Below are 23,464 nucleotides of genomic sequence, written 5' to 3'. Positions count from 1 at the left end.
CGCATGTTCCGCTTCTTCGCCGTGTTCATGGTCCTGCTGGTGGCGATGTTCGTCGCCGAGCTCACCCCACCGGTACAGAAGGCCGTGGTGGTGCCGTGGACGTCCACGCTGGCGGCGATCAGCGCCTGGCTGGTGGGGATGTTCGACCCGCAGGTGATCAGCTACGGCAAGATCCTGCAGCACGCGGGCACCGGTGTGGGGGTGTCGATCGAGGCCGGCTGCAACGGCATCGAGGCCTGCATCATCCTGACCGCCGGCGTGCTGGCCTATCCGGCGCCGTGGCGCATGAAGCTCGCCGGCATCCTGATCGGCTTCGTCGCCATCCAGGCGGTCAACGTCTTGCGCGTGATCACGCTGTTCTATCTGGCCGACTGGAATCAGCAATGGTTCGAGTTCGCCCACCTGTACCTTTGGCAGGTGCTGATCATGATCGACGTGCTGGTCGTGTGGCTGCTGTGGATTCGCTATGTCGCGCGCAACGACAGCGCGCCGGTGGAGTTCGACGGTGCAGCGCGGGCTTAGCGTCGTCGGCGGGTTCTTCCTGCGCACCATCCTCGCGCTGGTGCCGGCGCTGGCCGTCTGGTACTGGGCGCGCGAGTGGGTGGTGCAGCCGGTCGCGTGGCTGGTCGAGCGCGTGATGCTGTTCTTCTTCCCCGGCTGGGTCTACACCACCGAGCTGCAAGGCACGACCCAGGTGTTGCTCACGACCATCCGCGTGCCCCAGCCCGGCGGCATGATCGCCGAACTGGCGCCGGAAGCGAACGTGCTGACCTACTGCTACGGTTTGCCGATGCTGCTGGCGCTGCTGATCGCCTCCCGCAGCCGCGGCCTGTGGTGGAAGTTTCCCCTCGGCGCACTGGTGATCCTGCCCTTCCAGACCTGGGGCATGGTGTTCGATCTGCTGGTCAAGACCGGCGTGCAGATGCACCACCTGTCTGCGGCCGTCACCGGCTTCTCGGCCTTGCAGCTCAACCTCTTCGCGGTGGGCTACCAGCTCGGCTTCCTGCTGCTGCCGACGCTGGTGCCGATGCTGCTGTGGCTCGCCTTCGAGCGACGCTTCATCGGCATGGTGATGTTCGACGCCGCCCTCGACGGCGCGACACGTTCGCGGTAGGTCGGTGCGAGCGCAGCGAGGGCCGACGCGGTGGCAGGTGTTGGGCGGATGTGTCGCACTCGCCTTCGGCTCGATGCGACCTACGACTCGACCTTTTTGCCGTTGGATGCGGCTTGGTGCCGATGATGCTGTGGCCGGCCTTCGAGCGGCGCTTCATCGGCATGGTGATGTTCGACGCCGCCCGTCGGGTCAGATTTTGACGTGTGGGTTATGATGATGTCTTGAACGCGGGGAGCGTCATGGAAAGCGAACACGCCCAGCTGGTGATCTTCGAGGCTGCCGGGCAACCGGTCGAGGTGCGACTGGATGCCGGGCGCGACACCGTGTGGCTGTCGCAGCGGCAAATGGCCGAGGTGTTCGAGACGTCAACGGACAATATCAGCCTGCACCTCAAAAACATTTTTCTGGAAGGTGAGTTGCACGAGGTGGCAACTACCGAGGATTCCTCGGTAGTTCGCGAGGAGGGTGGTCGCAAAGTCAGGCGCAAGGTCAAACACTACAATCTGGACGCCATCATTTCCGTGGGCTACCGCGTCAACTCCGGGCGTGCGGTGTTGTTCCGTCAGTGGGCCACCCGCACCCTGCGCGACCATCTGACGCGCGGCTACACCCTCAGCCGCCAGCGCTTTGAGACCAACGCACGCGAACTGGAAGCGGCGTTGCAACTCGTGAAGAACGCGGCGCAAAGCCCCGAACTGCTGGCCGACACCGGGCGCGGGCTGGTGGATATCGTCACCCGCTATGCGCAGACCTTTCTGCTGCTGCAACGCTACGACGAAGGGCTGCTGGCCGAACCGCACGAGCAGATCGGCGGCGTATTGCCGAGTCCGCAAGAAGCTCGCGCCGCGCTGGCACGCCTGAAGGCCGAACTGATGGCGCGCGGCGAGGCCACTGATCTGTTCGCACGCGAGCGCGACGATGCCTTTGCGGCGCTGCTGGGCAACCTGGACCAGACGGTGTTCGGTGAGCCGGCCTATCCGAGCGTGGAGGCCAAGGCCGCGCATCTGCTGTACTTCGTCATCAAGAACCACCCGTTCTCGGACGGCAACAAGCGCAGCGGTGCCTTCCTGTTCGTGGATTTCCTCAACCGCAACGGCCGCTTGCTGGGCGCCGACGGGCATCCCGTGATCAACGACATCGGTCTAGCTGCACTCGCTCTGCTGGTGGCGGAATCCGTCCCCGCCAACAAAGACACCATGATCCGCTTGATCATGAACATGTTGGCATCCGAGGCCTGACGTGCTGCTTTGCGCGATGCCCGCCTGCCTGTCTCGGACCGACGCTATGGCTGGTGCCGGGCGGGCATCGCTTCGCCTTCGGCTCATCGGCGACCCACCGCGGTCGTGTCCGGGCGGTAGATCGAAACTCTTGGCGGCATATCGATTCCCACCACACACATGGGCTTTCCCTCCAGCGCGAAGTTTGGTAACTGTGAACACCGGCTTCCCTGACCTCGCACTTCTTGCCGCTTCGACCTTGTGATGCAAAGCTCAGCTCAGCGCTGGCTTTCGGATACTCCTCGAAGTCGGCAATGAGGCGGGGGAGCCGCTCTACGCGCGAGGTCAGAAACACACTGCCTCAACGTCGGAACGGCCTCCCCGGTGATCGACTACATCGGCTGCTCAGGCAGTCACCTTCAACATACAAGGTCGGTGCGAGCGCAGCGAGGCCTATTCCCCGGTCAATTCCCGCCCGGCTTCTTCGATCACGCTGTCCGGCACGCCACGGCGCTTGAGCGCGTCGATGAAGCGTGCCTCCCGTTCGTCGTGAAAGCGTGCCTCGTCGCGTCGCAAACCGTCAGAGATATAGGCCTTGAGCAACGTCTGGTAGCCGGAAAAGCCACGCAGCGGCGCTATGCGCTTGAGCGATTCGACCACGTCGACCGGGATTCGAAGCGTAATCGAGGTCATTGGGCGGTTCTTGTCCAGACGGGATTTGAGTCGTTCACTGAGCATATTGACCTTCTTCGCGCCGGGTGGCGCGGCGAGCGGAGATGATTCTGATGAATCGCGACTCGACTTCGACATGTACAACAAACAGAATCCGTCCGGATGCATCGAGGCCGATGACGGCATCGCGGGCCTCTTCGTTGCGGGATGCATCGACGACGATGAACAGTGGGTCGGCAAAGACCGTCGCGGCGTCTTCGAAGCGGACTCCGTGCTTGCGCAAGTTCGACATCGCCTTGTCTGCATCCCAAGCGAACGAGTCACCGTCGAGGTCGAAGCGCACGTCCATGGATGAAGAATAGGCGATGTATTGATTTTGTCAATACATCGCGGGGCCATCCATCCTGAGCATCGATAGGCAACCTGCGGCGTTTCGGGTTGGCGGCCAAGTCGGTGCGAGCGTAGAGAGGGCCGACGCTGAGGGTGGGGGTTGCGCAGGTATAATCGCGCCTTTGCATGCGGCCACCCTGAACGGGTGGCGAACGAGCGAGGTTTTGCGGTGGCATTGACGATTCTCGGCCTGTCCGGCGCACTCACGCACGATCCGTCGGCGGCGCTGTACGTCGACGGCAAGCTGGTCGCGGCGGCCGAGGAAGAGCGCTTCGTGCGCGACAAGCATGCCAAGGGCCGCATGCCGTACGAGTCGGCCAAGTTCTGCCTGGACTTCGCCGGCGTGAAGCCGGCCGACGTGGACGTGGTGGCGATCCCGTTCGCGCCGATCAGCCTGATGGGGCCGGCGCGCTGGCATTACGCCAAGCGCTACTGGTATGCGCCGGACCGCGCGCTCGACGCGATCCTCAATGGCAACCGGCGTTATCGCCGCTATCGCCGCCGTATCGAATGGTGTCTGCAGCAGCTCGGTTTCGATCTGGCCAAGGTCGAACTGGTGCCGGTCGAGCACCACCTGACGCACGCCTCCAGCGCCTATCACTGCTCGGGCTTTGCGGAGAAGACCGCGATTCTCGGCATCGACGGCAAGGGGGAGTACGCGACGACCTTCTTCGGCTGGGGCGAGAACGGGCAGATCCACAAGATCAAGGAGTTCTACGACCCCGATTCGCTCGGCGGCCTGTACGGGGCGCTGACCGAATACCTGGGCTTCGAGATGCTCGACGGCGAGTACAAGGTGATGGGCATGGCGCCCTACGGCGACGCGGCGAAGTACGATTTCTCGCGGCTGGCGACATTCGAGAACGGCGAGCTGATCATCAACACCGACTACGCCAACGTGATCGGCTTTCGCCGCTACAAAGAAAACGGCAAGGGCTACTACTTTTCGCCCAAGCTGGTCGAGTGGCTGGGGCCGATGCGCCACGGCGACATCGCCGACGACCCCTACATCCATTACGCGGCGAGCATGCAGAAGCTGTTCGAGGATCTCGCGCTGCAGATGATGGACCATTACCTGGGCGACATCCTGCGCGAGACCGGACGCCTGGCCTTTGCCGGCGGCGGGGCGCTCAACGTCAAGCTCAACCAGAAGATCATCGCCCGGCCCGAAGTGCGCGAGCTGTTCGTGCAGCCGGCCTCGGGCGACTCGGGCACGGCGGTGGGTGCGGCCTCCTACGTGTCGGTCGCGCGCGGCGTGCCGGTCGAGAAGATGGAGCACGTCTATCTCGGCCCGGCCTACACCAACGAGGAAGTCATCGCCGCCTGCGCCAGGCATCCGTCGCAGCCGCAATGGACGCGCATCGACAAGGTGCCCGAGCGTATCGCGCAGATCCTCGCCGACGGCCATCCGGTGGCCTGGTTTCAGGGACGCATGGAGTTCGGCCCGCGTGCGCTGGGCGGGCGTTCCATCCTCGGCTGCCCGAGCGCGCAGGGCGTGGCCGACCGCATCAACGAGCAGATCAAGTTCCGCGAGCGCTGGCGGCCGTTCTGCCCGAGCATGCTCGACACCGTCGGCCCGCGCATGCTCGCCACCGACCATCCGGCGCCGTTCATGACCTTCACCTTCGAGGTGGCCGAGGAATGGCGCCGTCGCGTGCCCGAAGTCGTGCACGAGGACGGCACGGCGCGCGCGCAGGTGCTCGAGCGCGCGCACAACCCGCGCTACTATGACCTGATGGTCGAGCTGGAGCGCCTCACCGGCAACGGCGTGGTGCTCAACACGTCGCTCAACCGTCGTGGCGAACCGATGATCTGCTCGCCCACCGACGCACTCAACATGTTCTTCGGTTCCGACCTGCAGTATCTGGTGATGGAAGACATCCTCGTCGTCAAGGAGCCGGCCTGAGCATGACCGGCGGCGTGCGACGATGAATGCGGCGCTGCAGCGCCTGCGCTCCTTGGGGCCGGCGCCGGCGGCCTTCTTCGGCAGCCTGCTGCTGAGCGCGATCGCGCTGGCGACCAATACCCTCAATCGCGACGGCATGCTCTACGTGCGCACGGCCGAGGCCTATCTGGCCGGCGGGCTGGAGGCCGCGCGCGAATCCTTCGACTGGCTGTTCCTGCCCATCCTGATGGCCTGGGGCTCCCGCCTCACCGGTCTGGGTCCGGAAGCGGTGGGACAGTTGTTCAATGCGCTGTTCATGGCCGGCACCTGCGCGCTCTTGGTCTCCTGTGTCGGCCGGCGCCAGCCGGAGCTGGCCTGGTGGGCTTGCCTGGCGGTGCTGTCGGTGATCGGGATCAACGAATACCGTCATGAGTTGCTGCGCGAATATGGCTGCTGGTTCTTCGCGCTGCTGGCCTTCCGGCTGGCGCTCGATTGGGATGCGCGGCCCGGTTGGCTTGGAGCGCTGGCGGTGCAGGCGGCGCTGCTCGTGGCCGCGCTGTTTCGCTCCGAGGCACTGGTGCTGTTCGCCGCACTCGCGGCCTGGCAGGCGGCGAGCGCGGCGCCCGGCCAGCGTCTGCGGCGGGTCGCGATGATCGCCGGCCTGCCCGCGCTGAGCGGCCTCGCCCTGTTGTGGGCGTGGTCGGCCGGGCTGCTCGACGGGCGCCTGGCGATGGATCTGGGGCGCTTCAGCCTGGAGCGTTTCGACGCAAAGGCTGCGGTGCTGGCCTCGACGCTGGTGAACTGGGCCGAGGGCAACGCCGGCTTCATCCTGCTCGCCGGCTCGCTCGCGCTTGTGCCCTTCGAGCTGGTGCAGAAGCTCGGTCCGTTCGTGCTGCCGCTGATCTTCCTCATGCACGCGCGCGCCGTGCGCTCGAGCGCCTCGCGGCATGCGTTGTTCGCATGGGGGTTTGCCGCCCACCTGCCGGTGCTGTGCGTCTTCGTCGCCGATCTGCAGTTTCTCGCCGGGCGCTATGTGGGACTGAGTCTGCTGATGCTGGTGCCCTTCGTCGCCGCCGGCCTGTTCCGCTTCACCGGGCGCTGGCCAGGTACGCGGCTGGCTGTGGTGACGGTGGCCGTGTTGCTCGCGCTGGCCAATGTGGTGTCCACCGGTGAGCCCAGGCATCACGTGGTCGAGGCCGGCCGCTGGCTCGCGGCCAATGCGGAAGAATCGGACACGGTGTATATCGACAGCCGCCGTGTGGCGCACTACGCGCGCTGGTATTTCGTGCCGCTCGCCCCACCCGGCGCCCGTGCCGCGGTCGAACGCGCGGTGCGCGGCGGGCGCCACACGCTGTACGTGCTCGAGGTTTCCGACAGCGACGGCCCGGTCGAACCCTGGCTGGACGGCGTCGGCCTGGAAGTGGTGCGGCGATTCGCCGGGGGTAACGGCGGGGCGGTCATCGTCGCCGCGCCCGTTGGCACGGACGTCTCCGACTAGCCTTTGCGCGGGCGCAAGCGCGCGAACCAGCGCTTCCAGGCCTTGCGGCCGATGCGCCGCTTGAGCCGCACCTTGAAGTCGTAGATGGCCAGCGGCCACACGTGCCACGGGCGGAGCTTGCGCCCGATTCCCGCGAGATACAGGCGCAGCATGCGCTCGCGAGCGCTGCGCGGCAGCTTGTTGGTGGCACGCGCCAGGTCGCCCAGACGCGCGCGCAGCGGCACGCCGGCGGGGTAAACGTGGATGCGCCCGGTGTCGATCAGGCTGAACGCAAGTCCGTCGTCCTGACGGACCAGGATGTTGCCGCCGGACAGGTCGCGGAAGTGGATGCCGCGGTTGTGCATGCGCACGAGAAAGTCCGCCAGCGCGTGAAACAGCGTGTCCCGTTCGATGCCCGAAGCATGAGTCTCGCCACGCGCCCAGGTGGCGAACAGGTTGCCTACCGACAGTCCGCCGGCGACGAATTCGCATACATACCAGTTGCGCGTGAGCGTGCGCCCCGAGCGTTGCTCGAACCAGGCCACCGGTGCGGCCGTACCCAGCCCGCGGCGCTGCAGCTCGCAGGCGCCGTTCCAGCTGCGCCGCGCCTTGGATGGCTTGAAGCGGTCGAGCAGGCGCTTGTGCAGGTGATGGCGCACGGGCTGCTTGGCGACCAGGCGACGGGATTCATCGCGCGGATCGGGAATGGCCCAGATGGCGTTGCGCGCCAGGCGCATCGAGCCGGCCTTGTCGGGCGCGGCGCCGATTGCGCGCGGGTGCAGGCCTGCGATCAGTCGATCGGCCTCGGCGCGATCACGCGCGCGTACGATGCCGTGCCATTCGGCGTCGCGCACGTAGTAGTGGCGCTGCGCGCAATGACGGTGGATGACGACGTCCGCGAGCGGCGCGGCATCCGGCTTGGTGCGCACGTCGGCACTCGCGGGCCAGCGTGCGTACAGCGGCGACTCGGTGACCAGCGTGGGTGCCTCGTCGAGGCTGCGGCCGTCGCGATCCAGCCATTCGGCCGCGGCGAGTGCCTCGGGCGGATACAGGTCGATCAGCGCGGCGGCCCGGCCGTCGGTGGTCCACAGTGCGTGCACGCGGGCGTCGCCGCGTTCGAAGGCGTGCATTTCCAGGCCGTCGCCGCGATTGAGCCGTCCGGCATACAGGCTGCCGGGGATCAGGCGGTTGAAGGCGGCGAGCGCGTCGAAGGCCGGTCGCCGGCGCCACTGGGCCGGATCGCCCTCGATGCCGGCGTAATGCGTGATGCGTTCGAGCCTGGGGTAGGGCGCGGCGCCGTCATCGATCAGCCCCTCGCGGTGGCAGGCCAACGGCCCCCAGAAGGCGGCTTCGAGCGCGCCGGAGGCCGCGCACAGGATGAGATAGCGCGCGAGGTAGTCGGCCTGCTTCTGTTCGCTGTCGGGCAGGCGGCGTTCGATGCGCGGCAGCGTCCAGAACGCGGCCGGCGACACCATGCGCGCCACCCCGGCGTCCGCGCCCAGGCGCTGCAGCAATCGTGCCTTGCGCATCAGGTTCACGCGCAGCAGCGGCGCCAGACGCCGGCCGAGAATCTTGTGGTCCCAGCGTTCCGGTTCGGTGGCGCGTTCGGCGAAGAGGTTGTCGCTGTGAATGTCGGGCAATTGCCCGCGTCGGCGCAGCAGGTCGAGCAGACCGACGGTCCATGGGGGCTCGAAGTCGGTGACATTCGGGCCGGCGATGGTCACGTCGTGGCGCCGCGCCGTGTGCCAGGCGATGTCCCAGGCAGAAAGGAAACCTTCCAGCGTGTAGCCGGCCCAGCGTTGGCGGTTGACCGTGGAGCCGATTTCGACGGCGCCAACGCGAGCGCCCCAGCGCGCCAGCACGCTGTCGACGAACTCCCGCCATTCCTGCCCGGCCGCCTCGCCCGGCATGCGCCGTGCGGCCTCGGCCGGTTGCACCAGGTGCAGCCAGACATCGTGACCTGCTTCAATCAGCGCGTCGAGAAGGCGGGCGACAGGGCCGTTCGCGTCGTCCTGGGTGAAGTCGAGGCGCACGCGACGCACGCCGAGGGCGCTCACGGCATCGAGCACCGCCGCATCGGTGGCCGCATCGGCCGAGGTCGCGACGCCCACGCCGACGAAGTCTGCCGGCACCGCGTGCCCGGAGACGGGCCGGTGTCCTTCGCGTAAGCGCAGTCGCCCACGCAACAGCGCCGCGAGATTGGCCTTCAGGAATTCGTAGTGGGCGCGCGACGGCATGCGGGGGGTATGGCGTTACGGAACACGCGATTTTGCCACAGGCCGAGTGCATGGCCGGACAGGTATATAGGTCGTGTCGAATTTGTAGGTCGTGGCGAGCGCAGCGAGGTGCGACACACCGCGCAAAGAATGGGCGTGAGTGTCGCAATTCGCCTTCGGCTCATCGGCGACCTACGGTGACGCGCGGTCAGGGGGGCGCGGTCAGTCCTTCGCGCGGAGAATGGTGTCGCGGTCGATCCAGTCGCGTTCGTCGGCGATGGCCTCCATGCGCCGCAGATTGCGCATCCGCCAGAAGCGCGAGAGCGGACCGCGATGCACGCGGATGTCGGAGATGTCGATCAGACCCAGTTCGCCCAGCGGCGTCATCACGACGTTGCCCAGATGCAGGGAGCGGAAATAGATGCCCTGGTCGTGCAGACGACGCACGAAGCGATTGAACGCGTCACGCAGATAGGCGTTTTCGTTGTCGTCCATCGCGCCGCCGCGCACCAGCGCACGCAGGGTCTCGCCGGGCAGGGGGTGATAGTGCACGGCGTCGCGTTCGATGGCGGGGATGCGCAGTACGTCGATCACGCGCGGGCAGGGCACGCCGCGTACGGCCAGCGCGGCGGCATTGTCGGCGAAGCGTCGCGCGTACGGATACCACGCCGCCGACGAGATCAGCCGCTTGCGCCGGAACAGCTTCACGTAAGTGCCGTCGGGCAGCAAAAGCACCTTGTCGCCCCAGGGGTCGGCCTCGACGACTCTTGCGCCTTCACGCACGCGCTGCCAGATATCTAAGGTGATCTTGTCCAAGACGGTTCCGCTGAATGACGTGCGGCGAGTCTACCTGCTGTGACGCCTGCAGGCGACGCTGGCCGGCCGCCGGGCGGTGTGGCACAGTCGCCGGGAGTGGGAACGGACGGGGTCGACGAGGGGGCTGCATGGCCGCGAACAGGGGGGTGCTGATTTTCGGCGCCGGCGATCTCGCCAGCGTGATGGCGCATCATCTGCGCCATGAAACGCCGACGACGGTCGTCGGCTTCACCGTGGACCGCCAATACTGCACCAGCGATCGCTTCGACGGGCTCGCGTTGGTGCCCTTCGAAGAGGCCTCGACGCGCTTTCCCCCGGATTCGTGCGAAATGCTCCTGCCACTGGGGTGGACCGGCATGAACGCGTTGCGGCGAGAACGCTTGTGTCAGGCGCGTGCGATGGGCTACATGATCGGGCGTTTCGTGGCTGCGTCGGCCTGCGTGGCTCAGGGCGTGAGCCCAGGCGAGAATACCTGTATCGACGAAGGGACAATCATCGGGCCGTTCTGCGAGATTGGAGAAAATGTCCACATTCGCTCGGGTGTGGTGCTCTCGCATCATGTGCGCGTGGGCGACGACTGCTTCATCGGGGCGCGCGCAGTGGCCGGCGGGCGGGTGCGCATCGGTAGCCGATGCGTGATCGGCCTCGGGGCGGTCCTGCGCAACGGCGTGCATGTGGCCGATGGCTGCTTCATCGGCGCCGGCGCGGTGGTCGTCGCCGATACGGAGCCCGATGGTGTGTATGTGGGTTGTCCGGCGCGACGCATCGAGCGATCTCCGCTGGACGTGACCGGTGGCGTGGCGTGAGTCGATCGGGAACTCGTTGTGCGGTTAGCACTCTTATCGCTCGAGTGCTAAACTTCGGTGCACAGGAGGATTCAAGTTCATGATGCAAGCCTTGTCGCTCCCGGTGCCGACCGCTGTCGGCAGCATTGATGAGTACATTCAGGCGGTCAATCGCATCCCCTTGCTCGACGAGAAGAGGGAGCGCGAACTGGCCCTGCGATTGCGCGACGACGACGATATCGATGCGGCGCGCGAACTGGTGATGTCACACCTGCGTCTGGTGGTGGCGATCGCGCGTGGTTATCTCGGTTATGGCCTGCCGCACGCGGATCTGATCCAGGAAGGCAACATCGGCCTGATGAAGGCGGTCAAGCGCTTCGACCCGACGCGCGGCGTGCGTCTGGTGTCGTTCGCGATCCACTGGATCAAGGCCGAGATCCACGAATACATCGTGCGCAACTGGCGTCTGGTCAAGATCGCCACGACCAAGGCGCAGCGCAAGCTGTTCTTCAACCTGCGCAGCCTCAAGACCTCCACCGGCACGCTCAACCGCGACGAAGTCCAGGCGATGGCGACCCATCTGGGCGTCAAGCCCGAGGAAGTCGTCGAAATGGAAACGCGGCTTTCGGGCCGCGACATGCCGCTGGAAGGCTCGGGCGACGACGAAGACGAATCCTTCGCGCCCATCGCCTATCTGCCCGACCCGGGCGCGGAGCCGTCCGAGGCGCTGGAACAGGCCGAGCAGGCGCGGCTCTACGACAGCGGCCTGCGCGATGCGCTGGCGAGTCTCGACGATCGCAGCCGCGACATCGTGCGTCGCCGCTGGCTCGTCGAGGACAAGAGCGCGACGCTGCACGAGCTGGCCGCCGAATACGGCGTGTCCGCCGAGCGCATCCGCCAGATCGAGGCGCGTGCGATGCAGAAGATGCGCGGCCTGATCGCAGCCTGATACGCCGCCCGAGCGGACCCGTCGAGGGCGCCGTTCCCCTGCCGGGAGCGGCGCCCTCGCGTGCTAATATGCGCCGCACATGAGCACCCCGCCGGTGCCGCCGACGCGGCCTCCGAACCCTTCGAACACGTCCTCCCTCAGGATCTACCTGAGGCTGCTGACCTACGTGCGTCCGTTCGTGGGCTGGTTCGCGGTGAGCCTGCTCGGCTACATGATCTTCGCCTCGTCGCAACCGATGATGGCGGGCATCCTCAAGTACTTCGTCGACGGCCTCACGCAGCCCTCGTCCGCGGTGATTCGCGGCGTGCCGCTGTTCGACGGCATGGAACTGCTCTACGCCGTGCCGCTGATGCTGGTCGCGATCGCCGCGTGGCAGGGCGTGGGCGCCTATCTGGGCAACTACTATCTGGCGCGCGTGTCGCTGGGGCTGATCGACAGCCTGCGCCGCGCCCTGTTCGACAGCCTGCTGCGTCTGCCCAACGGCTACTTCGACCAGAGCAATTCCGGCCATCTGGTCTCGCGCATCACCTACAACGTGACCATGGTCACCGGTGCGGCCACCGACGCGATCAAGACCGTCGTGCGCGAAGGTCTGACCATCGTATTCCTGTTCGCCTACCTGCTGTGGATGAACTGGAAGCTCACGCTGGTGATGCTCGCCATCCTGCCGCTGATCGGCGTCATGGTGAGCAGCGCCAGCCGCAAGTTCCGCAAGCAAAGCCGCAAGATCCAGGCGAGCATGGGCGACGTTACCCATGTCGCCTCGGAGACCATCCAGGGCTATCGCGTGGTGCGCAGTTTCGGCGGCGAGGAGTACGAATCGCGCCGTTTCGGCGAGGCCAGCCAGGACAACATGGCGCGCCAATTGCGCATGGTGAAGACCGCCGCGGTGTTCACGCCGTCGCTGCAGCTGGTGACCTTCAGCGCCATGGCCGTGTTGCTGTTCCTGGTGCTGCTGCTGCGCGGCGACGCCACCGCGGGCGACCTGGTGGCCTACATCACCGCTGCCGGCCTGCTGCCCAAGCCCATCCGCCAGCTCTCCGAAGTCAGCTCCACGATCCAGAAGGGTCTCGCCGGGGCGGAGAGCATCTTCGAGCAGCTCGACCAGCCGGTCGAGCCCGATTCCGGCAGCATCGAGCGCGAGCGCGTGTCTGGTCGCCTGGAGGTGCGCGACCTGAGCTTCCGCTATCCCGGCGGTGATCTCGACGTGCTCGACGGCGTCAGCTTCACCGCCGAGCCAGGGCAGATGATCGCGCTGGTGGGGCGTTCGGGCAGCGGCAAGTCCACGCTGGCGAGTCTGATCCCGCGTTTCTACCACCACGAGCGCGGCGCCATCCTGATCGACGGTGTCGACGTCGAGGACTACACGCTGCGCAACCTGCGCCGTCACATCGCGCTGGTCACCCAGCACGTGACGCTGTTCAACGACACCGTCGCCAACAACATCGCCTACGGCGATCTGGCGGGTGCGCCGCGCGAGGCCATCGAGGCCGCGGCCGAGGCAGCCTATGCGCGCGAGTTCATCGATCATCTCCCCCAGGGGCTGGACACCGTCGTCGGCGAAAACGGCGTGCTGCTCTCGGGCGGCCAGCGTCAGCGCCTGGCGATTGCCCGCGCCGTGCTCAAGGACGCGCCGCTGCTCATCCTCGACGAAGCCACCTCGGCACTCGATACCGAATCCGAACGCCACATCCAGGCCGCGCTCGACCGCGTCATGCAGGGCCGCACCACGCTGGTCATCGCCCACCGCCTGTCCACCATCGAGAAGGCCGACCAGATCCTCGTCATGGAACGCGGGTGCATCGTCGAGCGCGGCACCCACGCCGAATTGCTGGCGGTCGGCGGCCATTACGCGCGGCTGCACGCGGTGCAGTTCAGCGACGCGGACGCCGCCGGCTAGTCGGGCATGGGTCCATCTCTTCGGCGGGCCTGGTCGCGCGTAGGCCGGCGGAGTTCAAGCCGGTGTGGTGCGGGTGCGAACTATTCCACGCACAGACATGCAACATGATCCATGCGGGGCGTGAAGATGTACCATCGGTTGGCCCGATCGCGCTTCAGCTCGTCCGGGATTTCCCGTCTTTTCGAGGAGCACGCATGAAGTCAAAACTGATTCTGTCATCCTTGTTTCTGGCGACGTTCGCCACGGGACCGTTCGCCCAGCATATTCCCCCGGACGCGACCGACACCATCGAGCACAGGCTCTGGGAGTTCGAGCAGGAGCGGGCTAACGGGAGTTCCACCGTCAAGCCCAACGCACTGGTCAACGGCAATCTGCTGCTGCGTGATGCGCACTATCGTTACCACGAGAACATCGTGCCGGAGGGGTACGAACTCTTGTTCCTGGCCGTCGATTGCGACATCTACCAGCTCGTGATGACGGTGCTCGACGGGGCGGTGTCCCTGGTGACCGTAGAGGCGGCGGGGACGTCGGAGTATCAACTGAGCCAGGGTATGAGTATTTATCCGGACAAGCTGGGCGTCGGGGCCGGCATGTTCGCCTACACCCTCTACTCCAACAATCCGCTCAAAGGCTTCTTGCTCAAGAACGGGGACTACGAGGGCGACAACCAGCCGGCCCGGGTGACGGCGTTCGGCTACTGCTTCTCGACCAAGGCCAACGCGGACAGCGCTTTCTGGAACACCTACGACGAGTTCTTCGACTGATTGCGGTGGCGCGCGGTCGCTCAAGAAAGTTACCGCCCGCCTCGCCGCCGCTGCCCGGACCTCGCTGCGCTCGCGCCGACCTACGGGCAGGTGGTTTCTTGCCCGTTTGACCTCGTGCACATCGGCGTCTGACCGTCCTTCCAATAGACGTAGGCGTCCGGCTGGGTGGAGTAGCAGTACGCGAAGGCCGTGGCATTGCCGACCAGCCCGTCCGCGTCGCCGTCATGCTGGCCCAGGCCGAAGCGCTTGTGCGGCGCGTCCGAATACAGCGCGTAGGCGAACATGTCGGCTGCGGCGAAGATGCGGTCGGGGTAGTCGAAGGACGACGCGCCTTCGGTCATGGTGAGGTCGGCGTGCCCGGATTCGACGTCGAGCACCAGTTGCAGCACGTCACATTGGTCGCCACCCAGCTGCAGCTGGCCGTCGGCACGCACATCCTCGCCGTACAGATAGATCGCGTCGCGCAGCGTCATCGCGCTCGGTGCGGCGCCGCCGACACCGTTGTCGGTCGCGGTGCAGGCGGTCTGTCGTCCGTCCGAATAGACGTTGGTGCAACTCGTCTTGTCATGCGCGTAGACGCGTGCGTCCGGGTTGCGCGAGAAGCAGTAGCCGAAAGCCGTGGCAGTGCCTACGACGTCTTCCGATTCCGGCGTGATCGCGTCGCGTGCGGTGAAGCTCTTGACCTGCTCCGGGCCGTAGAGCGCATAGGCGAACATCGCGGCAGACGAGAAAATGCGGTCCGGGTAGGGCGTCGCGCCGGCCAGCGAGCCGGCCAGCGTCGAGGCCTGACCCATGGCCAGGTCGGTGTGGCCCGACGTGACGTCGAGCACGAGCTGGAACACGTCGCAATCGACGCCGACCAGGTTCTGGCCGCCGTTCGCCGTGAGCGGCTGTCCGTACAGGTAGATCGCGTCGCGCAGCAGCATCGGCGCCGCGCCCCCCGGCGCCGGTGGCTGGACGGTGGCCTGCGCCGCCTGCACGGCCTTGTAGGCGTTGAGGATGCCCCGTCCTCCCAGCGGATAGTTGAACGTGAAGTCCGAATCGTGCGCGAACGCGGTGAGATTCTCGGTGGCGGTGATCATCGAGAACAGTTGCGACGGTGACAGCGCCGGGTTGATGGCCAACATCAGCGAGGCGGTGCCCACCACGTGCGGCACGGCCATGCTGGTGCCGGACATAGACATCATTACGTTGTTTTTTGGGGTTGTCGTGCCGTCATTGCCGGCCGCGATAATGCCCGCACGGACATCGCCGAAGCGGCCCAGGTCGCCGCCGGGTGCGGCCAGTTCGGGCAGTCGGTTGCCGCCGAAATTGCTGTAGGAGGCCTTGTCGCCGTTGGGGTCGGAGGCGACGACGGTGATCACGCCGTTGCACGAGGCCGGGGAATAGTTGTCGATCGGACTCTGGTAGTTGCCGGCCGAGACGATCACCAGCGCCCCGGCGGCGGTGACGTCGTCAATGACCTGCTGCCAGGACGCGGTACAGGCGCCGATGCCGGCCAGACTCAGGTTGATGACACGAACCGGATTGGCATTCACCGGCGTGCCGGGAACGGGCAGGCCGGCCGCCCAGCGCATGCCGTCGATGACGTCCTCGGCCATGCCGCCGCACTGGCCGAGCACCCGCACCGGCACGATGCGCGTGGCCCAGTCGACGCCGGCCGCGCCGACGCCGTCGTTGGTGTTCGCGGCGATGGTGCCGGAAATGTGGGTGCCGTGCCAGGAACTGGCGCTCTCCTGACCTTCCACGTTGCAGTAGTCACCGGGGTCGGAGGCGTTGCTGTCGTTGTCGACGAAGTCGTAGCCCGGCATGAACCGGCCGGCGATGTCGGGGTGGTTGAACAGCACGCCGGTGTCGAGCACCGCGACGCGGTTATTGGTCGAGCCGGTCGTGATGTTCCAGGCGTTGACCGCATCGATGCCGAACACCGGGCCGCCCCAAGGGCCCGCGGTGCCGGGCGCGACCAGGTTGTACTGGCCCAGTGAGCCGGTGATCGGAAAGTAGGGATCATTCGGCTCCAATTGCGGCAGGACGCGTTGCGAGGCGCTGACCGACGCGACCTGCGGCATCGCCCGTAGCCGTGCGATCAGCGCCACGGCGTCGGGCTCGGGCAGTGCTTGGGGCAGATCGAACACCCAGGCGCCGCCCGACATCGCGCGGACCAGCTCGAGGTTGCTGCCGGCCTGCCGGCGCATGGCCTCGATCAGCAACTCGGGCAGGGCGTCCTGGCGCGAACGAGCCCGTTGCGTGGCCGGGTCGCGGAAGTTCACCAGGATGCGCGAGACTGTCTCGCCTGCGGCCTGCGCCGGTCCTCCGGACGATGGTGTGACAGGGGCGGCGGCGTCGGCCTCGGAAAGAATCGAGACCCACAGCACGTCGTCGAGCATGCGCACCGCATTGGCACCATCGCTGATTGCATCGAAGTCATCGCCGTCGCTCAGGCGCAACAGGAAGGGGCCGCGCGACGTGGCGCGTCCGACGAACGCGACCGTGGTTCCGGTGGCGGTCGCGATCGCTTCCAGGGCCTCGTCGGGGGGCACATCCATGTCGGCGATGGCGTTGCGCGGATGGACCTGTACGGCGAGCAGCCAGGTCGATGTCGCGGGCGCGGTCGCGACGGCCCCGGACCAGGTCTGGGACTGCGAGGAAAGCGGCGTGGCGGCGAGCGTCAGCGCGCACAGGGCGAGGGCGAGGTGGCGAGCGGTCACGGGCAGGGTTCCGGTCGGTCTATGACGATGGGGTGAAAGCTATCGGCTTTGAGCCGTTTAGGCAATCTTCGCGGGTCCCGGTTCAGCGCCGGCGCGGGTTGAGCGCACGGACCAGCCACCAGCGCAGGCGGTCGGGGTCGACGAGCGTGTCGCGCAGGGCACCGCCCCAGACGCGCAGCACGTTGCCCGAGCCGGGTCCGAAGCCGCGTGCGGCGGCGCCCAGCACGCGGAAGGGCTGGTTCATCAGCCACAGCCTGGACGGGGCGAGAACGAGTCGTCGACGTCGCATGGGTCAGGGCCTCCCGCGCAACTGGCGCAGATGCTGCACGCGCGCTAGGAGGGCCGGCAGCGGGTTGCGAAAACGGGCGAAGGGGGCGTAGCGCCAGGCCTGCGCGCGCAGGCGCTGCGAGAGCCGGCGTGGTCTCAGGAAGTCGCGCCAGCCGATGTCGCCGCCGGAAATGTCGAGCACGTGGTCGTGACCGAAATCCTCCGAATGCGCCAGGCCGCCGACCAGCGCGACCTCGTCGCGCTCGGGATAGACCACGGCGCGCTCGATCAGCGCCAGACCGTAGGGACGCAGCGCCTCGAAATCGAAGCCGGTCAGCGTTTGTGCGGCGTGGAAGTGTTCCAGGTGGGCGAGCACGCCGCGCTGCAGCGCGTCGATGCGCGGATTGCAGGCCAGTTCCTCGCGACGGTCGGGGGCGTCGTCGCCCTTGAGGACTGGGATGACGCGGCCGTCGGCATCCTCGTCGTAGCTCAGCGTGGTGGCTTCGAGCGCGCGCGCGCCCTGCTCGAACAACTCTTCGAAATCCATCGCCGCACGTTCGCACGGGTTGCCGCGCTTGCCGTCGAGCAGCAGGCCGTCGGTGAGGCCGCAGCGCTCGCCCGGCGTGTGGAAGCTGTTGACCAGTGCGAAGTAGTAGCCGGCCACGTCGGGGTAGTCGGCGCGCGTGCCGAAGCTCTCGGCGAGAAAATGCTGGATCGTGCCATTCCAGCCGATGTCGACGAAGGCCACGTCGCGGCTGCCGAAGAATCCCTGCTGCTCGAAATACTTCTCCAGCCGCGTGCGTGCGCGCCGCCCGTGGGTGCGGATCGCCGCCTGCACCGCGTCGTCGGCGAGAAAGGCCGTCAGGCGTTCGTCGTCGGCCGCTGCCAGCGGCGCATCGATTGGCTGCAGGCCGTGGCGCGCGGCAGCTTCCTGGAAATCCTCGGCAAGCAGACCGTAGGTCTTGAGGATGGATGCGAGCCCGCACTGCTTGGGATTGGCCAGTGCGATGGGGATCATCGCCGCGGTGAGTCCGTCGGCGACGGCGGCGCTGGCGACCACGCGTCGGCTGGCGTAGACATAGGACGGCTCGGGCAGCGCGTCGTCGTCGTCCAGTTCGCGCCAGCGCGCGTACATGCGCATGAACAGATGGCCGTCGCGCGCGAGGAACATCAGCCGGTCGGCGGGCCGTGCACGCAGCCGCTCGACCAGTCCGAGTGTGAACAGCGAGAAGATCGGGCCGAGCACTTCCAGCCCGTAGCGGTAGTAGGGGTCGGCATCGGTCGTGCGCGCCTCGAGTGCGAGCCGCTCGGCGACGATCTCGGCCTGCATGCGGCCCGGCCAGATGCCGCCGCGGGCGGTCATCTGTGCCGAACGACGCTGGCGCCGGCGGCGGCGACGCGCGCGCGCGTCGTCGAACCACACGCCGTGCATGCCGATGCGGCAGGGGGCCAGCGCGTCCGAATAGAGATTGTCGCCCACATGCAGCACCTGCGCGACCGTCAGCCCCTCGAGTTCGAGCACATGTGCGTGCAGCCGCGTCGAGTACTTGGCCAGACCATGCTCGGACGAGACGTGCACGGCGTCGATCGACTCGCCCAGTCCGCAGTGCGCGAGGATCTCGCGCACATGGCTCTCGCCCAGATACATGTCGGAGACCGCGATGCAGCGCAGACCGCGTTCCCGCGCCCATGCGAGGAAGGCCGCCGCGCCGGGCTTGGCGCGCAAGGCATGGCGTTCGAGGCGTGCCTCGAAGTCCTGTGCGCGCGCGATCAGCGCCGCGTCGGGACGACCGCACAGTTCGGTCACCCATGCGTGCAGCAACTCGTCGTAATGACATTCGTGGTCGCGTCCGTCCTCGAGCGCGCGCTTGCGCAGGCGTGTCTCGGCGTTGCGGCGGGCGGCCCACACGGTATCGATGTCGTCGCGTGCGAGTGCGTTCGCCAGTTCGTGGGCAACGCGCCGGTGGATCCATTCGGGCGGTTCGACACAGCGTTCGACCAGGGTGTCGAACACGTCGAAACTGATCGCGGACAGTCCCGCGCCAGCGCGTTCGACGCCGCCGCGTAGCGCATTGAAGCCGGCTGCGCGGGTCGGAGCCCGGCGTCCGGGCAGCTGCATCGCCGAGAATGCGCGTGCCGCGCGACTGCGCAAGTGTCCGAGCCGCTCGCGGGTCCGGCGCCAGGCGTAGCGCAGCGGTGTGCGGTGCAATTCGTCCAGGCGTACCCGCAAGGTTGCAATCAGCATGTCGCGCTCGACGATCCAGTCATCGCGATCCCGTATGCGGCGGTCGCGCTCGGCAATCCAGGCATCGCGCTCGGCAATCCAGGCATCGCGCTCGGCGATCCAGCGGTCGCGGTCCTCGACCATGCGTCCCCAGTCGCGGTCCTTCTCGACCAGCGCTTCGTGCTGCAATGCGCGCAGGATGTCGACTTCGTAGCGCTCGCAGCGTGACCACTGCGAGGCCAGATGCTGCAGGGCAGTCTCCGGGGCATCGGTACGCGCGAGCAGTGCCGGCAGGTGTTCGCGCAGCAAGGCCGTGCATTCGAGGTTGGCCGCCAGCGGCCCGGCAGAGATCGTGTTCGCCTCGTGCAGGCGGTAGTCGAGCAGCGGCGTGTCGATCCAGTCCAGGCGTGCGCCCTCGCGCAACGCGCGCAGCACGAAGTCATAGTCATGCACGTAGCGCAGATTGCGCAGCGGGCGCAGGCGCTGCCACAGCGCTCGGGTGAACACCATGTTCGAGGTGGTCATGAAGACGTTGCCCTCGAGCAGGCTGGCGACCCAGTCGCCGCCGTCGGCGCGCACCCGCTTGAGCGCGGCGAAGGCATCGATCCACCAGTGTTCCAGCACCTCGGCGCCGTCGCCGTCGATCAGGCGGATGTCGCTGCCGACCAGATCATGGCCGGCGTCGATGTACGCCATGCATTCGGCCAGTCGGCCTGGCAGGTAGCGGTCGTCGGAGTTGAGCACGGCAAGCACGCGCCCGCGCGCGGCGTCCAGGCCTTCGGTCAGCGTCGCGTGCGCGCCGCGGTTGGTGTCGTGGTGCATCACGCGCACTCTCGTGTCGTCGAGGGTGGCCAACCGCTCGCGCGTGTCGTCGGTGGAGGCGTCATCGATGACGATGCACTCGAGACCGTCGATGTCCTGCGCGAGGACGCTTTCGACGGCTTCGACGACGTAGCGGGCGTGGTTGTATGCGGGCACCACCACGCTGACCTGGGTTTGCTGCATGCGCTGTTCCGGCTGCGGTGAGTCAGGCCGCCGGCGCGCGGCCGGTCGGCGAGGGCGACAATGATACCGCGAGCCCGTGACGACTCATGGCAGGGCGCGCTCCAGCCACTCGACCAGCGCGCTTCCGGCCGGCCAGTTGCGCAGCAGCCGTGCGCGGTCGCGCGCCCAGGCGCGCTCGAATGCCGCGCTCGAGCGATGCGCGGTGGTCGCGTCCAGATCGATCAGCCACAGGCGCGCGTCGTGCCACAGCAGGTTGGTGGCCTTGAGGTCGCCGTGATGGATGCGGGCCGTGTGCAAGGTGCGCAAGGTCTCGCTCAGCGCGGCGGCGATGTGGTCGGGGGGCGGCGCGTCGGCGTCGAGCACTTCGAGCAGGTTCGGCCCCGGGCAGTGTTCGGTGACGAGCCAGGCGCGTCGGCGCAGCGGGCCGGCGCGTTCCTCGATGAGCGCGAGCGGGCGTGGCGTGGCGATGCCGAAGAAGGCCAGTCGGTGGGCGGCGCGCCAGGAATGCCAGGCGCGCGAGGGGCGCCACAGACGCGACAGGGCGTGGCGTGCGCTCTTGAGGTTGTAGCGCTTGATGACCAGCGCGCGTGCGCCGACGTCGATGCGCGCGACCGTCGCGGTGTTGCCATCCTTGAGCACGGTCCCGGCGAGCATCGCCGCGTCCGGGTCGGCGAGCAGCGGGGCGAGCGCGTCCGCCTCGTCGCGCACGACCGAGCTGAAGCGCGTGGCCGAGCGGCTCACGGCGAACAGCGAACAGTCGCGCACGCTCTTGGCGAGCAGGTCGGTCAGACGCCATTCGCGCACCGCGGCGATTTCGCGCAGCAGGGCCGCGGGTTCCGGTGCGTCGCCGCCGGCCGCGACATAGGGCGCGATCAGCGCGTTCAGGTGGGCGTCCCAGGACAGGGGCAATTGCGCAAGCAGAATGGCCAGGTTCGCGCGCGCCGCATCTGGCGCGAGCGGGGCGGGATGGGATTCGACCGCGTCGCCGTCGACCAGATACAGCGTATTGCCCTGCTGCAGGAAATTGCCCAGATGCAGATCGCTCTGGGTCAGCCCGGCCGCGTGCATGCGCGCGAGCAGCGCCAGTGCCGGTGCCAGCAAGGCGATGGCGGCGGTGTCTGCGGGCGGGCGTGGCAGTGCGTTCCAGGCATCGAGCAGGCTGGTCGCGCCGGGTAGAAAGCGTGTGGCGACCAGTTCGCCCCCGCCGTGCAGGGTCGCATCGGCCACGTGTGCCGGCGTGGGCAAGCCGGCGGCGATCAACGCTTCGAGCCCGGCGCGTTCGCGCGCTGCGTGGCGGGAGGCCTTGGCGGAGAGGAAGAGCTTGGCGAGCACCGGCTCGCCGTCGAGTTGTGCTTCGGCGGTCAGCCGCTTGCCGGGCAGCACGCGCAGCGCGCGCAGCAGATGCAGTTCGCGTCCGTCGTCGAGCAACAGCGTCGCAGGCAGCGCGGGTTCGCGTCCGGCCGCGCGCAGCGTCGCGACATCGGTGCGTGGCGCGCTCATTCGCGCCCCTCGAAGTAGCGCAGCACGTGGCGGATGCGCTTGCGATCAGCCGCATTCAGGCGTGTGCGGCCGGTGTAGTGATGGTAGAAGCGCAGGCGCTGGGTGCGCGTGAGTTGCTGCTTGGCGACCTTGTCCAGGCAGGCCAGATCCTTGACGATGCGGTGACGCAGGAACGGCTCGGGCCAGTGCATGCCTGCGGGGCAGTCGATCAGGAACACCGTGGACGCCTCGCCCGTCGTGACCAGCAGGTTGCGCCACTTGAGGTCGTTGTGGGCGAAGCGGTGGGCGTGCAGCGTGCGCGCGATGCGCGCGATCTGGCGCGACACCGCATCGACCCACGCCCCGTCGTGCAGGCGCGTGTCGTCCCGGATCGCCAGGGCCGCCAGATCGCTGGTGTCGGGGATTTCCTCGGTGATCATCGCGCCGCGCACGAAGGCGCCGGCGCGGCGTTCCAGTCCGTAGCCGACGACGGGGGCGGTGGGAATGCTCCAGGCAGCGAAACGGCGCAGGTTCTCCCACTCGATCTGCACGCGCGGTCGCGCGAACCAGCGCCGCAGCGGGTTCTTGCCGGCGCCGCTGTAGCGCTTGACGTAATAGCGCGTGCCGGCGATGTCGACGCGCACGACTTCGGACATCGGCGCGGCGGCCACATGCTCGCCGCACAGGTCGAACACCGCATCCAGGCTCGCGAAGGCCTCGGCGGCTGCGCCGTGCGCGTATTCGGGGGCGAGCGTCCAGTGCTTCACGACGTCGCTCCCGGAGCGAATTTTCGTTTCCAGCGCGCCATCAGGCGCAGGCCCTCGCGCTCGAGAAACGCGAACAGCCGTGCCTCGTCGCGCAGCACCGCGCGCAGCGGCCGTCCGAAGTAGATGCGTGCAAAGCGCAGCCGGTCGCGGTCAGTCAGGCCCGCTTCCAGCGAGGCGAAATTCAGCGCGGCCAGATCCTTGTCGCGCCAGCGGCGCGGGGTGCTTGCGCGAATCTGCGCGCGGTGCAGGTCGATCAGCGAGATGCGGAAATCGTCCGGCGTCGGAGCCGGGTCGAGATGCAGCAGGAAGTGCACCAGATACAGATCGCGGTGGTTGATGCCGCCCTCGTGCATGCGCCGCGTCATTTCGGCCACGCGCTCGATCACGGCGCGGCGCCAGCGCGTATCGGGCGGGTCGTTGCGCCAGCTGCGGCAGTGTTCGTCGAGCGGCTGCGTCGGTTCAAGCGCCTCGGTGACCAGAAACGAGCGCCGCGTGGCCGGATTGGCGCCGCGCTGGCCGAAGGCCACCGGCGTCATGGTGGCCACGCCGAGTTCTTCCAGCCGGCCGATGGCGGAGTACTCGTTCTCCGCACCGAGCACCGGAATGCGCCCGCGCGCCAGATTCTCGACGATCTCGAACCAGCCCACGCCGCGGTGCAGCTTGGCGAAATAGGCACGTCCCTCGATTTCGAAGCGCAGGGTACGGCGTGCTTCCAGTTCGCGGAAGGTCTCGCCCTGCAGGGCCTCGACGGCCTCGAAGGGGTCGCGGTCCGCCCACAGGCGGTCGAAGGGCGGGGCGAGCCACACGTGGTTCATCGATCGCCCCTCGC

Annotated in this window: 19 protein-coding genes; 9 read left to right on the top strand and 10 right to left on the bottom strand. The window is 67.5% G+C overall.

Annotated features, from left to right (window positions below):
- Window positions 1-3 precede the first annotated feature (3 nt).
- From xrtH to rhuM, 3 genes are all read left to right on the top strand, one after another.
- The gene (xrtH, locus tag C0099_RS12625; RefSeq protein WP_102247746.1) at window positions 4-522 is read left to right on the top strand and encodes an exosortase H; all 519 of its coding nucleotides are present in this window, start codon (window positions 4-6) and stop codon (window positions 520-522) included.
- Window positions 506-1,114 (top strand): exosortase H-associated membrane protein, encoded by a 609-nt coding sequence (locus C0099_RS12620; RefSeq protein ID WP_102247745.1) that lies wholly within the window; start codon window positions 506-508, stop codon window positions 1,112-1,114. The genes xrtH and C0099_RS12620 overlap by 17 nt, the downstream gene beginning before the upstream one ends.
- A gap of 344 nt (window positions 1,115-1,458) precedes the next feature.
- Window positions 1,459-2,352, top strand: coding sequence for a virulence protein RhuM/Fic/DOC family protein (gene rhuM, locus C0099_RS12615; RefSeq protein ID WP_228151587.1), 894 nt, complete (start codon window positions 1,459-1,461; stop codon window positions 2,350-2,352).
- Window positions 2,353-2,784: 432 nt separating this feature from the next.
- On the opposite strand, the gene C0099_RS12610 is transcribed toward rhuM, so the two are convergent.
- On the bottom strand, window positions 2,785-3,069 hold the full coding sequence (locus C0099_RS12610; protein WP_102247743.1) for a hypothetical protein: 285 nt from the start codon (window positions 3,067-3,069) through the stop codon (window positions 2,785-2,787).
- The gene (locus C0099_RS12605) at window positions 3,059-3,352 is read right to left on the bottom strand and encodes a BrnT family toxin (protein WP_102247742.1); all 294 of its coding nucleotides are present in this window, start codon (window positions 3,350-3,352) and stop codon (window positions 3,059-3,061) included. The genes C0099_RS12610 and C0099_RS12605 overlap by 11 nt, the downstream gene beginning before the upstream one ends.
- Before the next feature lie 210 nt (window positions 3,353-3,562).
- Here C0099_RS12605 and C0099_RS12600 point away from each other — a divergent pair, with 210 nt between their 5' ends.
- Window positions 3,563-5,299, top strand: coding sequence for a carbamoyltransferase family protein (locus C0099_RS12600; protein WP_102247741.1), 1,737 nt, complete (start codon window positions 3,563-3,565; stop codon window positions 5,297-5,299).
- Between the two features lie 22 nt (window positions 5,300-5,321).
- Window positions 5,322-6,776: a hypothetical protein gene (locus C0099_RS12595; RefSeq protein WP_102247740.1), complete on the top strand. Its 1,455-nt coding sequence runs from the start codon at window positions 5,322-5,324 to the stop codon at window positions 6,774-6,776.
- Here the strand turns inward: C0099_RS12595 and C0099_RS12590 are convergent.
- On the bottom strand, window positions 6,773-8,992 hold the full coding sequence (locus C0099_RS12590; RefSeq protein ID WP_102247739.1) for a lipopolysaccharide kinase InaA family protein: 2,220 nt from the start codon (window positions 8,990-8,992) through the stop codon (window positions 6,773-6,775). The two genes, C0099_RS12595 and C0099_RS12590, sit on opposite strands and share 4 nt — an antisense overlap.
- A gap of 201 nt (window positions 8,993-9,193) precedes the next feature.
- Window positions 9,194-9,787 carry a BUD32 family EKC/KEOPS complex subunit gene (locus C0099_RS12585; RefSeq protein WP_102247738.1) on the bottom strand — a complete coding sequence of 198 codons (594 nt, stop codon included), beginning with the start codon at window positions 9,785-9,787 and terminating at the stop codon, window positions 9,194-9,196.
- 128 nt (window positions 9,788-9,915) lie between these two features.
- Between C0099_RS12585 and C0099_RS12580 the strand changes: the two genes are divergently transcribed.
- The 4 genes from C0099_RS12580 to C0099_RS12565 all read left to right on the top strand — a co-directional run bounded on the left by C0099_RS12580 (window position 9,916) and on the right by C0099_RS12565 (window position 14,185).
- The gene (locus tag C0099_RS12580) at window positions 9,916-10,593 is read left to right on the top strand and encodes an acetyltransferase (protein ID WP_164084917.1); all 678 of its coding nucleotides are present in this window, start codon (window positions 9,916-9,918) and stop codon (window positions 10,591-10,593) included.
- Window positions 10,594-10,672: 79 nt separating this feature from the next.
- The gene (rpoH, locus tag C0099_RS12575) at window positions 10,673-11,521 is read left to right on the top strand and encodes an RNA polymerase sigma factor RpoH (protein ID WP_102247736.1); all 849 of its coding nucleotides are present in this window, start codon (window positions 10,673-10,675) and stop codon (window positions 11,519-11,521) included.
- Between the two features lie 79 nt (window positions 11,522-11,600).
- A complete protein-coding gene (gene msbA, locus C0099_RS12570) occupies window positions 11,601-13,421 on the top strand; it encodes a lipid A export permease/ATP-binding protein MsbA (protein WP_102247735.1) in 1,821 nt (606 codons plus the stop codon).
- 194 nt (window positions 13,422-13,615) lie between these two features.
- Entirely contained in the window at window positions 13,616-14,185 is a 570-nt protein-coding gene (locus tag C0099_RS12565; RefSeq protein WP_102247734.1) for a hypothetical protein, read from the top strand.
- An 80-nt stretch (window positions 14,186-14,265) separates the two neighbouring features.
- On the opposite strand, the gene C0099_RS12560 is transcribed toward C0099_RS12565, so the two are convergent.
- From C0099_RS12560 to rfaP, 6 genes are all read right to left on the bottom strand, one after another.
- Window positions 14,266-16,893 carry a S8 family peptidase gene (locus tag C0099_RS12560; protein WP_102247733.1) on the bottom strand — a complete coding sequence of 876 codons (2,628 nt, stop codon included), beginning with the start codon at window positions 16,891-16,893 and terminating at the stop codon, window positions 14,266-14,268.
- 82 nt (window positions 16,894-16,975) lie between these two features.
- Complete coding sequence (locus tag C0099_RS15885) at window positions 16,976-17,182, bottom strand: hypothetical protein (protein ID WP_123785255.1); 207 nt, start codon at window positions 17,180-17,182, stop codon at window positions 16,976-16,978.
- Window positions 17,183-17,185: 3 nt separating this feature from the next.
- Complete coding sequence (locus tag C0099_RS12555; protein WP_102247732.1) at window positions 17,186-20,389, bottom strand: glycosyltransferase; 3,204 nt, start codon at window positions 20,387-20,389, stop codon at window positions 17,186-17,188.
- Window positions 20,390-20,473: 84 nt separating this feature from the next.
- Complete coding sequence (locus C0099_RS12550; protein ID WP_102247731.1) at window positions 20,474-21,889, bottom strand: lipopolysaccharide kinase InaA family protein; 1,416 nt, start codon at window positions 21,887-21,889, stop codon at window positions 20,474-20,476.
- Window positions 21,886-22,635, bottom strand: a complete 750-nt coding sequence (locus C0099_RS12545) for a lipopolysaccharide kinase InaA family protein (RefSeq protein ID WP_102247730.1) — start codon at window positions 22,633-22,635, stop codon at window positions 21,886-21,888. The genes C0099_RS12550 and C0099_RS12545 overlap by 4 nt, the downstream gene beginning before the upstream one ends.
- On the bottom strand, window positions 22,632-23,450 hold the full coding sequence (gene rfaP / locus C0099_RS12540) for a lipopolysaccharide core heptose(I) kinase RfaP (protein ID WP_102247729.1): 819 nt from the start codon (window positions 23,448-23,450) through the stop codon (window positions 22,632-22,634). Before rfaP ends, C0099_RS12545 begins: the two co-directional genes overlap by 4 nt.
- Between the last annotated feature and the right edge of the window lie 14 nt (window positions 23,451-23,464).

The sequence above is a fragment of the Pseudazoarcus pumilus genome (assembly GCF_002872475.1).
Taxonomy (GTDB): domain Bacteria; phylum Pseudomonadota; class Gammaproteobacteria; order Burkholderiales; family Rhodocyclaceae; genus Pseudazoarcus; species Pseudazoarcus pumilus.
Note: the sequence above shows the minus strand (reverse complement) of the source record. Positions and strands in the feature narration are given on the sequence as shown.